We start from the raw sequence: 13830 nt of genomic DNA, 5'->3' as shown, positions 1-13830 counted from the left end.
CGTATAACGCTGTTTTTGTTTTGCTCAGGTGACTCAGACTGTGAAACTCATACTCGCTCCAATGGAAGGTTTAACTGACCCGATCATGCGGGATACACTCACATCTGTTGGTCACTTCGACTGGTGTGTAACCGAGTTTATTCGCGTTACAGACAGTATTTTGCCAGACCATATTTACTATAGTTTTTGTCCTGAACTTAAAAATGATGGTAAAACAGCTGCTGGAACACCTGTACACGTTCAGTTCTTAGGCAATAATCCAGAGATGCTTGCAGCAAATGCGGCAAAAGTCGTTGAGCTGGGTGCTCCTGCAATTGACCTTAATTTTGGTTGTCCTGCAAAAACCGTTAATCGACATCGAGGTGGTTCGGTACTTCTTGATGAACCAGACGTAGTACATATGCTGATTAAAGCAGTCCGTGATGCAGTACCTGCGCACATCCCTGTTTCAGCAAAAATGCGTTTAGGTTATCTAGATGAAAACCACACCATGGAAAACGCCCATGCTGTTGAAGATGCGGGTGCAAGCTGGTTAACTGTACATGCTCGTACTAAAGCAGATGGTTATACGCCACCAGCTTATTGGGAAAAAATTCTGCCTATTAAAGAAGCTTTAAAAATTAATGTGATTGCTAACGGCGAAATCTGGACCAATGCTGATGCTAGAGCTTGCCAGCAACAATCTGGCTGTGAAGATTTAATGATTGGCCGTGGTGCAGTGACTACTCCAGATTTAACACAATGTATTCGCCAAAATATGGATGAAGCAATGTTTACTTGGGAACAACTGGTTGACTTACAAATACGTTTTTTAAATGGTCAAGCAAAAACAGAAATTGGGATGGTTGGCCGTTATAAGCAGTGGTTAGGTATGATGACCAAAGCCTATCCTCAAGCGAAAGAATTATGGGACCAAGTGAAACGCATTAAAGCTTTAGATGAAATTGTTCAGCAGCTAGAGCAAACCAGTTCTTCTCGTATTTAATCACTCAAACAAAAGAGAGCGATTGTTTAAACAACCGCCCTCTTTTGGTATTTCAGGTTAAGTAATTATTAATTATTTTTTAAAAGCCACTTACTTTCATTTTAAAGTCGGTCACCGAAGCACCCGTAACTCCAAAACTCCCCATAGACCCATTGGGTAAATTATTAAATGTTGTTGTACTTTGTGTACCTAAATTTCCTAAAGTCACATTGTTAAGTGATGCATCAAATTTACTAGATACACCTATATTTCCAATGGTAAGTCCTGTCGGATCAACTCCAGCATAAAATCCATCAAGAACAAAACCGGTTGACGCATTCGTACCTGCAAATTTAAACCCAAATGTAGCACCCGTGTTATCGGAAACTAAAGTAATCGGGCAACCAGATGCAGCAGAACAAATCGATTGAATAGCTCCTCCGAATTTAACCATAACCGACTGGGCAGCATGTCCCAATTGAATATTTAAACGGGGCTTATTGGTTTGTACAAAGTTAATATCAAGATTACCAGTAGAGCGAATCAGCTCTTTTACACCCGTATTCACTGTTGAGCCCGAACTAAAAATTGATTTTGGTGCATAGCTCGTTAGTGCGTAATCGGATGGACTAGATAAAGATGCACTTGGAGCTAAATAAACTGAAAATGGTAAAAGCCGAATACCATTTACGTCACTCCCCATCGTGACAGCTAAATTTAAAAAAGGATTTCTACCACCAGCATCGGTATCGATTGCAATATTAAAAGAAGGATTTGTAGATACAGCAGCTTTAATAAACTCTATGCCAGGAACCGGATTAGTAGAGTTTCCTGCAATGACAAGACCTGCTTTACTGTTGTAAGACGTAGATGCAATACCATTCGTATCAATCAAGGCGACTTGATTAAATTTAACTTGATCGGCCTGAATACCTAGGGTTAAACCATTTTGACCCGTCGCAGCTGCGAGACTTTGATCATCCAAAGGTTGCATCGCGCAAACACTTGAACTACCGGCAAGTAACAGCCAGCACCCTATATTTTTATTTTTCATGTCGCTCTAATCCTTAAGAGACAAACGTTTATTATTTGTTCAGACTATCAGAATAATATTCAAGTACAAAGCAATTATCTCTATAACCCGACGAATGCAAATCCAATCACACTAAACTAAAATTTATATAAAAAAGTGACGTTAAACGTCACTTTTATTGATTAGTTAAAGGCGCCATTTCTAGGCACAATGCTAAAGCTACTATTTAGACGTCCCCCCGTAATTGCAAGCTCACCTAAACGTGCTCCTGCACCTGTTGAAGGTGGATAGAAATTAATATCTTTCACACGTAATGCGCCGTCAATACTCTTATCAGGATTAAAATAAACCGCAGTATTTACACCAACTTTACCTAAACCACTTGCGGTATCTTTACCCACAACTAAAGCGGTATTAAACGCTAGCTTTCCAGTAATATTGTCAAAACCAATTGCAGAACCATCAATCGGGTCGCTAATTTGTACAGTATTACCAGTTGCTGTCGCAGGCATTGTAAAATCACCTAGTACAGTTAAAGCACTACCATCTGCAATTGAACTATTCGGCACTATCGATAAATTAAGATCGCCGCCTAAACGTAGTTTTAAACCAAATAAGACATCATTATTTTTGGCAAAGTTATCGATTGGCGAAGTACAAGACCCGGTTGCCGGACAAGTTTTATATTTAGCTCCTGGTAAATAACCTGCTGCAATTTCGGTTGATAAAGCAAGTAACATATCTTTTAAACCGATATTTAAACTGCCATTTTCTAAACCAATAGTGCCATTGCCTTTGAGGAACATATCAATATTACGTAACCCCATATAATAATCGGTAGGGTTGCCCGCATTATTAGCATTTGGAGAACCATCAATTAATAAAATTGAAGTTGTTTTAGTACCGCCTGCATCTCGACCTGTCGTTCCGACAGCTATACCAAAACCTAAACGTGAAGTTGTACCAGATGTTGCAACTAAATTTTGAATCGGTTTACCGTTGGCATCTTTTGTATAGTAATAAGCACTATTTGCAGGCGCATCTACACCATAGACAGCGGCATTCGCATTTAAATTATAAAAAGGTAATGCCAAACCCCACTGGTTATTTAAACCATTATCTGCAAATTGATTAGCAGCAGCGACATTTGCACTGGTGGTAAAACGACCTCGTCTTGAGAATGCCTGGAACTCTGCTCCACGCATGGCAAGAATTAAGCTAAATGGATTAGTCACCGTATCACGATGAATATTATGTTGATAATCGGCAGCAGTTGTTAAAGTGCCGGAGCCTAAACGAATTGCATTTAACGTTGCGTTATTTGGCATTAATAAAATTTTTGTATCAGCAAGATTTAGATAAATATTTCCGCTGTCAAAATAACCGCGTGTAGCCGAGTTCAGCCCCGTTAAATTACCGAATTCAAAACCATAAGCATTTAGACCTGCACCACCAATTTCTAAGGTAGTTGCTTTGCCATCTGAACCTAACATCGAATCATTATCTTTAGTGAACTCCCCTTTCATACGAAAGGCAATTCCAGAGTTACCTAAAATACTATTACTCGATCCCGTACCTGAAGCCGTATTAGCTGTACCTAATGTTGTTTTATCTGAAGAACCATCCATACCACGGACTTGTAGGTAACTGTTAACCATACGGCCGCTAGCACCTAAACGAATCAAGCCTTTAGAATTCTGTGGGCTATTTGTTGTGTCTAGGGCATAAGGATTTGACTTATCAACATTTGAGCTAAGCATTATCTCAATATTTAGACCTGAATTGGTTACTTTCCCACTACTGTCTACATATGTACCAGCAGTTAAACCAGAAGCAGAATCGGCGACACGATTAAAATCGACATAGCCATAGGTACTATTTGGAGTTTGCCCAACCGCAGCAGTATTATTCCCTGTATTAGTTTGTAAGACTATGCCACGGGTAGGATCAATAAACATGACGCCTTTACCAACAAAATTAAAGTTAAAATTCTTTAATATCAATTGATTTAGCTGACTACGCGCGTCTAATTGCCCTAAATAAATATTTGCATTATTTAGACCAAGCGTCATGCTTGACTGACTATTCGGGCTAAATAAACCATCTTGAGTAGTAAGAGCCAAGTTTAAAGGCGAAGTTGTTTGTATAGCCAACTGTCCTAAAGTAGGTGAACAAGCAGCCGAACTATTACAGACTTTGAAGCTATTTACAGTAATGAGCGAGGGACTACTTTGCATAGAAAAATCGACCCCTGCTTTACCTGTAGTCGCATTACTTCCTACGTCTAAACGGTAGTTTGTACCTAAAGCTTGTGTAGAGGCATTACTTTTTTGTATTTTTACACCACTCGCTTGAGCTCTTAAAATTTGATCAGCACTTGTTGGTGTGCCTGCATGGTCGTCCCAATAAGCATTATCAATATTGATTTCGTTGAAAGTCGTTTGTATCGAGATTCCATCTTGACCATTGACCGCACTCAAATCGGCATCTGTTAACGCTTCTAAAGCAAAAACCTGTCCGCTCACTAACAACATACTGGCTGTTAATGTATTTAAAATAAACTTTGAGCCGTGACTTTCTTTATTTTTGTTCATCACTTCAGTTCCTTTGAAATCTACATTAACCTTTAACAACGTGGATGGCTACCATCACAGCTAAAGACCATGACTTTTCCTTGAATTGCTAAGTTGCCATTCATCATTAAGCCCATAAAACCTGTTTCACGACCGTAGTCATACGCCGATGGGGTCGCAGTAGCCACTTGCTGGTTCGCACTATTAGCAGTCGCTGCATAAGTTGGTTTTTTGAAATATGCATAATCATACATATTTGCACTCGAGCCTTGCGTTGTTGTTGAGCTCGTAAAGTTATCTTGCTCAATTGACAGGGCATTAAAGCCAAAGTTACGAATTAAAATTGGCTGTGCTGCACTAAAACTAAGTTGAATAGCCGGTTTTATAATTTCAGTATTACTTTTATCAAGATACTTTAAATCAGCGCCATCTAAACCCATTTTTTGAATATTTAAAGTGCCTTGTACACCTTTAAATACTAACCAAAGTTTATTACCGCTATCACTATTTTCAACCCAACCACTTGGCTTAGTCGTGTCTGCTTGCACAAAACGTTTGTTAATTGCTAAACCAATGTGACAGAACTCTACGTTTTCACAAACTCCACCACTGCCATTATCAAATATACCGTTACTGGTCTGGTTTAAATTAAGCATCAAAGATAAATCAGCACCAGCTTGGCCATTGATTGCCTGTAATGCATCATTATCCAAGGTCTGTAACTCTGCATGGGTCACAGTTGCACAAAGAGCAAAGAGTAAAGCAGTTATTTTTTTCATCTCGTTACCCTCCTCTTAGAGACCTTTCGTTGTCAGTTTTAAATGTTGAATGAGCAAACCATCCACCACAGCGGAACCTAAATTGTTGAGAGGAGTAATATTTGTTAATGCAGGTGCCTGATTGGCAGTTGGAATCACATAACCAGTGGTACCGTTACTACTTCCAATTAAATCGTTGACAACAGCATTTCTTGATGTGAGCCATGGAATAGCAGAATTACTCCAATCACGATTGGAAGTAACTCCGTACATTGGCGTCGAACCCGATGTACTCGTACATCCTAATACACCCGAACAAGGTGTAGCATCTGCTGGTTTTGGCGTTGGATTTGTAATGACCCAAACACCAGTCCCTTTGTTATATTCCCACTGATTTAAATAACCAACAGTCTTATAACCACAGTCCGAATTAAATAAACCACAACTATATTCTTGATTCCAAGTTTGAGTGTTCTGCTGTCTTTGTTTAAAACGGACCTCTGTCATAGTTGCAGAAGTGGTACCAGATACTGAATTAGTCAGTGATACCAAACTACCGGCAGAAGTTCCAGAAACTTGCGTACCTGTTGAAATTAAACGACCAAAGGAAACGCCTATTGCCCCTTCACCTGTATTTGCTAACAAGGTTTTCCCATTATCAGGACTATATACGGTACCAATCGTAATACTACTATGCGTAGGGTTAACACATGAATAAACATTACAAGTAGAACCTTTATAAGACGTGTCAGCACCTGTGTAATCAGTATAAATCTGTTTATATATTTCTGGTTTATTTGCAATTCTTGCAATTTCAATACTAAAGTTTTTGCCGTCAGAACCTAAAATAAGCGGTTGATATAAGTTACCTAATACTAAGTTAATATTTGGATTGTAAAGATATAAGCCTTCACTATCAGCAAATTTTGGTGCTACAGCACTTGTGGAACCTAATGCTGGTGTATATAAATTATTTGATGCATTTGGTGAATCTGATGTTTCACGAGTGCTTAATCGTAAGACTTTACTTGTATCATTAAAGGCAATTCGTGTTTTATTCGATGTTTTTGTATCTGTTCTAGTTCTATTTTCTACATAGTAACGACATCCACGAGAAGTACTAAAACTTCCTGTTCCACTGTTACCACAATCGCCACTACTACTTGTACTTAAAGTTGAGTTTGCACCAGCATGTACTGTTTGCCAACCATTATTGGTACTCGATGTATATGTCTGGGTTTGACTCGTAACGTTTTCAGTCACTATACTGGTATTTTTACTATCACCTGTATTTAAGCGGACTAGGCCAGACATACCTAAAGTATTATTGTAAAAGGGGCTCATTCCACCTGTAGTAGTTGCTCCACCTAAAGTTTGAAACACACTAATCTGGCTGCCATTCAGACTAAAGCCATTTAAAACACCTTGTAAGCGCAATCGGTTAGCCCGATTTGTATCAATACTGGTACCAATTAATCCATTACTATCGCCATACTGGAACTGTGCTAAAGAGCCATCTGTAGTCGCTACAATATTAGGATTCCGTACAAATGCATCAGCCCATAATCCTAATTTTAAATTATATGCATCAGCTCCTTCTGCACCATCAATTGTTGGTTGATATAAAGGAGCCTCTAAAGATAAATATGTTACAGGGTAAAGAGAACTATCCGTTGTACTAAAATTAGGAACATTCGTAGCAGTTTTTACCTTAAATATCCAAGGATTGGCTCCTGTGCCCCAACTCGAAATCGCTGCTGCTGTTGCAGTATTGGCAATACGTGAGTTTGCATCACCGTCCGATTTGGAAAGTGCTAAACCATAAAGAAAGATATCAGCTTTACCTACTGCTTTATCTTCCGGTCCAACGCTACCATTACCACTAGTATCGGCAGCAGCCACACTCAAGGGTCCCACAGGCATATAGTTGATATAGCCAGTATCCTTACTACGATCAGTAATAATTTGATTTACAGATTCATTTGGACCAGCGCCACGGAATACCATAAATGCATTTTGGGGTAATATTGCAATACCTTCGCCTGTAGTTTCACTTAAACCGGCATCAGAAAGTTCTTCAAGAGCAAAGCTTGACTGACTTAAAAAAAGTCCAATTAAACTTGCTAAAACGGTTTTTTGAAACCTTACCGTATAATTAAGTGTAGTCATCGTGACCTTCCTGTTTTATACGATGCCACGCACCATATTTCTTTTTCTTTAACAGTCCTTGATGTGAGATTATTTCCTTTTTCATCTCACAAGGGGGCAAACTTTTAAAAATTGCCAACCTTTCCACATTTACATTATGCTGAATATTTATACAAATGCAAAAGTAAATAAATAAAAAAGCACTTTTCCGATGAATGAAATATGGCAAATACATTAAAATCAATTAACAGAATTTTAAAGAACCATAGCAGTTAGCTGAGAAGTTCTGTTTTTGTAAGACAACATTAGTTAAGGACATAGAGGCTGGCGTTTTTCCTGTTAAATCAACAGTTCCAATTGGAAGATTACCTAAAAGTAGACAATTGTATGCAAGTGCTCCACACGGCACAGGATTACTATTTAAGTAGGAGCTCACTTGTCCTAAAGCATCATTAATAGTAGCTAGAGCAATATCAACATTTCCCGTAGGAGTAATTTGACCAATATCAATTGGATTAGTAAGTTCTAACCACCATCCTGTTTGTGCCGTTGAAGCAGCCTCAGGCCATAATATATTTACACCTTGTACAGATAAATAACCTGCAGATCCATTTAATTGCGCGGCATGGAAATAACCTAGACTTTGTTTAATTGCCACATTTACATCAAGATTATTTACTGTTCCAGTTACATTACCTGAAATCGCAACCGGAAGACCGAGCACTGAAGCCGTTGCATCTAAAGTTCCTGTAACTGAAATTCCTCCGACCCTTGCAGTCGCATTTAAATTCGCTGTATTAATACGCTTACCCGTAATAATTTGTTGCCCCATTGATAATGTACCTGTACCAGTACCCAAGTTTAGGTTATAAGAATTAGATGTAAATGGAACTGTATATAGATTACCTAGAACTTGCGCTCGTCCTGTAATTGCTGTTCCTGTTTCATCTTGGGTAATACCATAGTAAGGATTCGTAGTTACCGTACCACCAGTTGGTTTAGTGACCATATATCCACTTAATGAATTAATACCGCTAGGTGCATCACCATTTTCTAAACCAAAAGTAAGTAAGCCCGAAAGCGATTTAGCACTTAATCGGAAACCTTGTATTTCACGTGTAGACGCTGAATTCGGGTTCTTAACAGCGAACTCTAAAAATGGATTAGTAATAACTGCTGAAGAGGCAGCACGTTCAGCACTGGTACTATCTACAGTACCACCACTTAAGCTTAAATAATCGATATCAATATCACAGGCCCCTGCTCCATTGACACCGCCACAACCTAACTGTAATTTTTTAATATTGGCATTCAGTTCTAATTGGGCATCTAGGGCAAGTCGATAGAAGCCCATGTTTCCATTAGTACTAGAGTTACTTGCAGCATCGGTAGGGGCAATATAAGACATACTCATCAAGGCTTGGCCACGAGTAGCTGACAGCTCAGCATCTGACATTGGAACTAAAGTAGAATCAGCATAGGCTGTAGAAAAGCATAAACTTCCGAGTGCTAATATCGCAACCAGAAGAGACGTAAACTGTCGCATGACCGACCTCCGTATCCTTGGGGGCATAATCTAATTTCTTTTTATTTGGCTTCTTTTTCTTTAATGTACTTTTAAACTAAATACATAAGAAAAATACCGATATTTACGATTTCGCTTCTTTTTAATTTGTGTGATCCACATCAAAGAAAAAAATCAATTCTTGATCATTTTATATCATTTTCTACAAAAGAAAACGTACCTTATTAATATTCCGATAAACGTCACTTTTTAAGGTATATATAAAAAATAGGCCACTTAAAGTGACCCATTTTTAAAGCTCATCTATTTATAACAACTTATGTCTTAGGAAGTGTAACCCCAGTTTGGCCTTGGTATTTACCACCACGATCTTTATAAGAGGTTTCGCATACTTCATCACTTTCGAAAAATAGCATTTGTGCTACACCTTCACCCGCATAAATACGCGCAGGCAAGTTCGTAGTATTAGAAAATTCTAAAGTAACGTGCCCTTCCCATTCTGGCTCTAAAGGAGTGACATTTACAATAATACCGCAACGTGCATAAGTTGATTTACCAAGGCACACAGTCAAAACATTACGTGGAATACGGAAATATTCAATTGTACGCGCTAGAGCAAATGAGTTAGGCGGAATAATACAAACGTCAGACTCAATATCGATAAAACTTTTTTCATCGAAATTTTTTGGATCAACAATTGCAGAATGTACGTTAGTGAAAACTTTAAATTCGCGGGCACAGCGTACGTCATAACCATAGCTAGAGACCCCGTATGAAATCAATTTTTCGCCATTCTTATCAAAACGGACTTGATTCTCTGCATAAGGTTCAATCATGCCGTGTTTTTCGCTCATCTCGCGAATCCAACGATCAGACTTAATAGCCATGTATTTTCTATCCAAAAGGTAATTTCATTGATTGCGACGTACTTTAACGTAAAAAAGCAATTATGAAAACAATGACGGCTACTCTTATCGCTAAGAATAGCCCGGAATAAATTTTTAAAGATTTAATAAAGCAGAATAGCTAATTGGAATTGAGAAACTAACTAAAACCAACGAGGCCGTTCTTTGTAAATTTGATTGATTTAACCAACGTACTTTATTTGCAGCCAAGACTGACCCTAAAAAAATCCAGAATAAGGCAATTGGGGTAATTAAAGCTAAATAAGCCAACATATGAATGAGATAAATATGAAAATTAGTCCACGCTGCAACAGGGAAAATCGCTGAAGCAAAAAGTAATGCCTTAGGATTTAGTAAAGTTGCACAAAATAATTCACGTGGGCGAATAGTTGGCTGATCTAGTTCAAACTGTTGATTTGCCGTGTGCCATAATTTAATTGCTAAAAAAATAATATAACAAGCACTGAGCAATTTAAGTATAGGAGGTAATAAAGGAAGCGTTGCAGAAACTTTCCCGATTAACATTCCCCAAGCTGAAATCGAAATCACATACCCTAGAACCTCTGCCGGAATTAATTTAGCAGATTTTTTAAGGCCTACTTGTACTCCTGATGATGCAAGTAAAGTATTTGTTGGGCCAGGGGTAAGTAAAATAGTGGCAACCAAGCCAATAAAAAGCCATGAAATCATTGAATGACCTCACAATGTAGTCATCTCAGATTAATAGATATTATTCTAGAAGGCAAAATCTAATTGTAAGACAATTTTTTAAGATCTTAAGAAATAAAATTTAAAAATTATTTATAAACAATAATTTATTAAATTTTTATTAATTCTAAGCTAAAAAACTACAGAGTCAGTCACAGCGTTTTACGTACCAAATTGTATTTAAGTAATATAAGTATTTTTATTTTAAATCTATTTTTACATTAAAAAGGCCTATAATAAATTATTACCGCAGTAAGTTTAATTTTTAAGCTTTTAATAAGTTTCAATTAATATATTGTTTCTTTGTGTTTATATGAGCCCCTAAGCTCTACTATCCTATGATTATGGCAAAGCAATTTTTTCAATCTTGGCTTCCTTCTCCAGAGAAAGTTTCAAATATGAAATTTTTAAGGATTTTCGGGCAAAAAACCCTTAATCCTGTGCTTTGGTATGTCAACCGTAAATCTATTACTCGCGCCATTTTTGTAGGGACTTTTTTCGGTTTACTGCCTATACCCTTTCATAGTGTATTTATTGTTATGGCAGTTTTACTGTTTGAAGTTAATTTACCTATTAGCTTAATGCTTGCTTGGCTCAGCAATCCTCTTACATTAGCGCCTATTTTGTATATTGGTTTCTGGTTTGGTGCCCATATTTATCATGTGCATATGATAAATAAGAAAATGCTTTTAGGGGTGCTTCACCAGATTTCACGTTGGATTACGCATTTTGGTCATGGTCATATCGATTTGAGCCTCGCTAAAATTTTAATATCAGGTCTCATTGTCGAAGCGTTTGTATTTGCAACCATACTATATATAGTGACTGAGGTTTTTTGGCGTTGGATGGTCATTCGAAACTGGAAAAATAGAACAGGACATAAAAAACAAGAAGACGCTCTATAAGAATTCATCTTCTTGCCTAAAATTAAATTGTTATTTTGGTAGTTTAGATTTCATATATTCTTCAGCTACGTTAAGCACGTAGTCTTGGCAAGCTTCTCCTGTACCAGGGTCATAAGCACCATTATTTGTAATATTATTAGATAAAATTCGAATTCCTAAAAACGGAACATTAAACTGGCTGGCGATTTGCGCAACAGAAGCCGCTTCCATTTCTTCAACTGAGGTACCATAACGCTCATGGAAAAATTGAATTCGGTCAAGTTCATTATTCCAAACATCTGCCGAGCCAATCGTCCCTTCAACCACTTCACCTTTGTCATAACGTACTTTATGTGCCGCCATTAATAGCTCTTGGTCACCTTCAAATTTGCGAATTGCAATAGGCTCAGGGTCAGATTCTTTTGTTGGTAAAACGTCGAAAGCCTCAACCCATGTTAGTGAGTTTGAACCGCCACCTAATGGCTGTTTAGGCGTTCTAAAAGCGCCAATATTGGTTGCATATTTTCCTAAAACAATATCATAAACATGGAGATCAGGATCGTGCCCCCCTGCTGTTCCTTGGTTAATAATCGCAATCGGTTTATACCGTTCAATTGCCAAAGCGGTTGCGGCAGCAGAGTTACTCATCCCCATACGTGTTTTAGAAATAATCATTGGATAGCCATTGTAGGTTCCTTTCCAAAAGGTCCAGCCACCTATTGTTTCAACAGTTTTATTTTCTAACTTTGAAGCCATTCTTTCCGACTCTACGGGTAAAGCACCCTGAATAATAATCGGCTGTAACTTCTGTTTTTGTTCCTGAACTGTTGGTGTTTGTGAAACTGATGAGTTGTCATCATTACATCCAACTAAAAATAAAGCGCTACATAAACTGATTACACCCAAACTATACTTAAATTGCATTTTCCACCTGTTTCTTTGAAAAAGAAGCGTAAAGTAGCAATCTGCATGCCAATTTCAAGTTTAGCTTTGTTATTTAGATTCAGTAATTTAAATTTTTCTTTTAATCAGCCAATAAAAAACCCGACTTAAAGTCGGGTCAAATGAATCAAAAAATTCGTTTGTCATCTCGTGTGCGCTGAGGGATTTTTTCAATCTGTTGCCACACTGCTTTCGCAATATCGATATAACTATCAGCTGCGTCATCCATTGCAACAACACTCGGTTTGCCCTGATCCGCATGCTCACGTATTTGAGCATTTAAAGGCAAACGACCCAGCAATGGAATATGATATTGCTCGGAAAGCTTATCACCACCACCGATACCAAAAATTTGCTCTTCATGCCCACAGTTTGAACAAATGTGGGTCGACATGTTCTCAACGACACCTAATACAGGAATACCAACTTTATTAAATAATTCAATGCCTTTAGTCGCATCAAGTAAAGCAACATTTTGTGGGGTCGTCACAATGATTGAGCCAGTCACTGGAATACGCTGAGCAAGTGTCAGCTGAATATCGCCTGTACCCGGCGGCATATCAATCATGAGTACATCTAAATCTGGCCAAAGCGTTTGATTAAATAATTGCATTAGAGCGCCTGTAGCCTTCGGCCCACGCCATGCAACAGGTGTGTTGTTATCGCCAGTTAGATGTCCAATAGAAAGTACTGCCATACCGTAAGCATCTAAAGGCACAAAATTTTCACTTTCAATCAGAGGAGTTTTACCAGCATTACCTAGCATGGTCGGGATACTTGGTCCATAGATATCAGCATCTAATACCCCAACCTTAAGTCCCATTTTTTGTAAGGCAAGCGCTAAATTTACCGTAGTTGTCGATTTACCAACACCACCTTTACCTGATGAAACTAAAATAACATTCTTGATTCGAGGATGAAGTGGCACATCTCTTTGTTGCGGCGCTGCTTTCTGAATTGGTGGGTTATTTGGATCCGGTTCAGACTTAGGTGAAGCATCAAGTACAGGAGGTAAATTCGAATTCTCTTTGGGTGCTTTAGATGAACAACCTTGACCCGAACTCTCTTGTGTAGGGCGCTTTTGTTGAACTACATGTAAATTAAGTTCTTCAATACCGCACTTTTGCAAAGCGCCAGCTAAATCATCATGAATTTGTTGCAAGTATTCTTTTTCGTCTGGGAAAGTATTAATGGTGAGTTGTAAAACACGACCTTGCACTTGAAGCTGACTAATGCGCTCTTTTAAAGCATCTTTTGAATGTGGCAATAAATAATTTTGGAGTACGGTTTGGATTTCCTCTTCTTTCACTTCTTGTGCGGGTGAAAAAACGGATTTTAATGAAGAAAGCCAAGACATATTGTTTACTCCAAAAACAGATCATTACAGCTT

11 protein-coding genes are annotated in these 13830 nt (G+C 38.1%); 2 read left to right on the top strand and 9 right to left on the bottom strand.

Features of this window, described 5'->3' with window-relative positions; translation table 11 throughout:
* The first annotated feature begins 40 nt into the window (after nt 1–40).
* Nucleotides 41–985, top strand: coding sequence for a tRNA dihydrouridine synthase (locus MKL62_RS01065; protein ID WP_005129516.1), 945 nt, complete (start codon nt 41–43; stop codon nt 983–985).
* 79 nt (nt 986–1064) lie between these two features.
* Here MKL62_RS01065 and MKL62_RS01060 read toward each other — a convergent pair whose 3' ends face one another.
* The 7 genes from MKL62_RS01060 to MKL62_RS01030 form a co-directional block, all read right to left on the bottom strand.
* Entirely contained in the window at nt 1065–2018 is a 954-nt protein-coding gene (locus MKL62_RS01060; RefSeq protein WP_005129517.1) for a DUF6160 family protein, read from the bottom strand.
* A gap of 161 nt (nt 2019–2179) precedes the next feature.
* Nucleotides 2180–4591, bottom strand: coding sequence for a DUF6160 family protein (locus MKL62_RS01055; protein WP_005129518.1), 2412 nt, complete (start codon nt 4589–4591; stop codon nt 2180–2182).
* A gap of 32 nt (nt 4592–4623) precedes the next feature.
* Nucleotides 4624–5349, bottom strand: coding sequence for a DUF6160 family protein (locus MKL62_RS01050; RefSeq protein ID WP_005129519.1), 726 nt, complete (start codon nt 5347–5349; stop codon nt 4624–4626).
* A gap of 15 nt (nt 5350–5364) precedes the next feature.
* Nucleotides 5365–7497, bottom strand: a complete 2133-nt coding sequence (locus MKL62_RS01045; RefSeq protein WP_005129520.1) for a hypothetical protein — start codon at nt 7495–7497, stop codon at nt 5365–5367.
* A 223-nt stretch (nt 7498–7720) separates the two neighbouring features.
* Nucleotides 7721–9022, bottom strand: a complete 1302-nt coding sequence (locus MKL62_RS01040) for a hypothetical protein (protein ID WP_005129521.1) — start codon at nt 9020–9022, stop codon at nt 7721–7723.
* 296 nt (nt 9023–9318) lie between these two features.
* Complete coding sequence (gene dcd, locus MKL62_RS01035; protein WP_000985728.1) at nt 9319–9888, bottom strand: dCTP deaminase; 570 nt, start codon at nt 9886–9888, stop codon at nt 9319–9321.
* 114 nt (nt 9889–10002) lie between these two features.
* Entirely contained in the window at nt 10003–10596 is a 594-nt protein-coding gene (locus MKL62_RS01030; RefSeq protein ID WP_000626772.1) for a LysE family translocator, read from the bottom strand.
* 356 nt (nt 10597–10952) lie between these two features.
* Between MKL62_RS01030 and MKL62_RS01025 the strand changes: the two genes are divergently transcribed.
* Nucleotides 10953–11519 carry a DUF2062 domain-containing protein gene (locus tag MKL62_RS01025; RefSeq protein WP_000605097.1) on the top strand — a complete coding sequence of 189 codons (567 nt, stop codon included), beginning with the start codon at nt 10953–10955 and terminating at the stop codon, nt 11517–11519.
* 30 nt (nt 11520–11549) lie between these two features.
* Here the strand turns inward: MKL62_RS01025 and MKL62_RS01020 are convergent, their stop codons facing one another.
* The gene (locus MKL62_RS01020; RefSeq protein ID WP_001159887.1) at nt 11550–12422 is read right to left on the bottom strand and encodes a 5'-methylthioadenosine/S-adenosylhomocysteine nucleosidase; all 873 of its coding nucleotides are present in this window, start codon (nt 12420–12422) and stop codon (nt 11550–11552) included.
* A 145-nt stretch (nt 12423–12567) separates the two neighbouring features.
* Nucleotides 12568–13797, bottom strand: a complete 1230-nt coding sequence (gene apbC, locus MKL62_RS01015) for an iron-sulfur cluster carrier protein ApbC (RefSeq protein ID WP_000118708.1) — start codon at nt 13795–13797, stop codon at nt 12568–12570.
* Nucleotides 13798–13830 lie beyond the last annotated feature (33 nt).

The organism is Acinetobacter sp. AOR01_HL, assembly GCF_027855455.1.
Lineage (GTDB): Bacteria > Pseudomonadota > Gammaproteobacteria > Pseudomonadales > Moraxellaceae > Acinetobacter > Acinetobacter baumannii.
Note: the sequence above shows the minus strand (reverse complement) of the source record. Positions and strands in the feature narration are given on the sequence as shown.

Excerpts from the sequence above, each read along its gene's own strand:
- MKL62_RS01060 (WP_005129517.1), bottom strand. The coding sequence starts at position 2,018 with ATGAAAAATAAAAATATAGGGTGCTGGCTGTTACTTGCCGGTAGTTCA.
- MKL62_RS01055 (WP_005129518.1), bottom strand. The coding sequence starts at position 4,591 with ATGAACAAAAATAAAGAAAGTCACGGCTCAAAGTTTATTTTAAATACA.
- MKL62_RS01050 (WP_005129519.1), bottom strand. The coding sequence starts at position 5,349 with ATGAAAAAAATAACTGCTTTACTCTTTGCTCTTTGTGCAACTGTGACC.
- MKL62_RS01045 (WP_005129520.1), bottom strand. The coding sequence starts at position 7,497 with ATGACTACACTTAATTATACGGTAAGGTTTCAAAAAACCGTTTTAGCA.
- MKL62_RS01040 (WP_005129521.1), bottom strand. The coding sequence starts at position 9,022 with ATGCGACAGTTTACGTCTCTTCTGGTTGCGATATTAGCACTCGGAAGT.
- dcd (WP_000985728.1), bottom strand. The coding sequence starts at position 9,888 with ATGGCTATTAAGTCTGATCGTTGGATTCGCGAGATGAGCGAAAAACAC.
- MKL62_RS01030 (WP_000626772.1), bottom strand. The coding sequence starts at position 10,596 with ATGATTTCATGGCTTTTTATTGGCTTGGTTGCCACTATTTTACTTACC.
- MKL62_RS01025 (WP_000605097.1), top strand. The coding sequence starts at position 10,953 with ATGATTATGGCAAAGCAATTTTTTCAATCTTGGCTTCCTTCTCCAGAG.
- MKL62_RS01020 (WP_001159887.1), bottom strand. The coding sequence starts at position 12,422 with ATGCAATTTAAGTATAGTTTGGGTGTAATCAGTTTATGTAGCGCTTTA.
- apbC (WP_000118708.1), bottom strand. The coding sequence starts at position 13,797 with ATGTCTTGGCTTTCTTCATTAAAATCCGTTTTTTCACCCGCACAAGAA.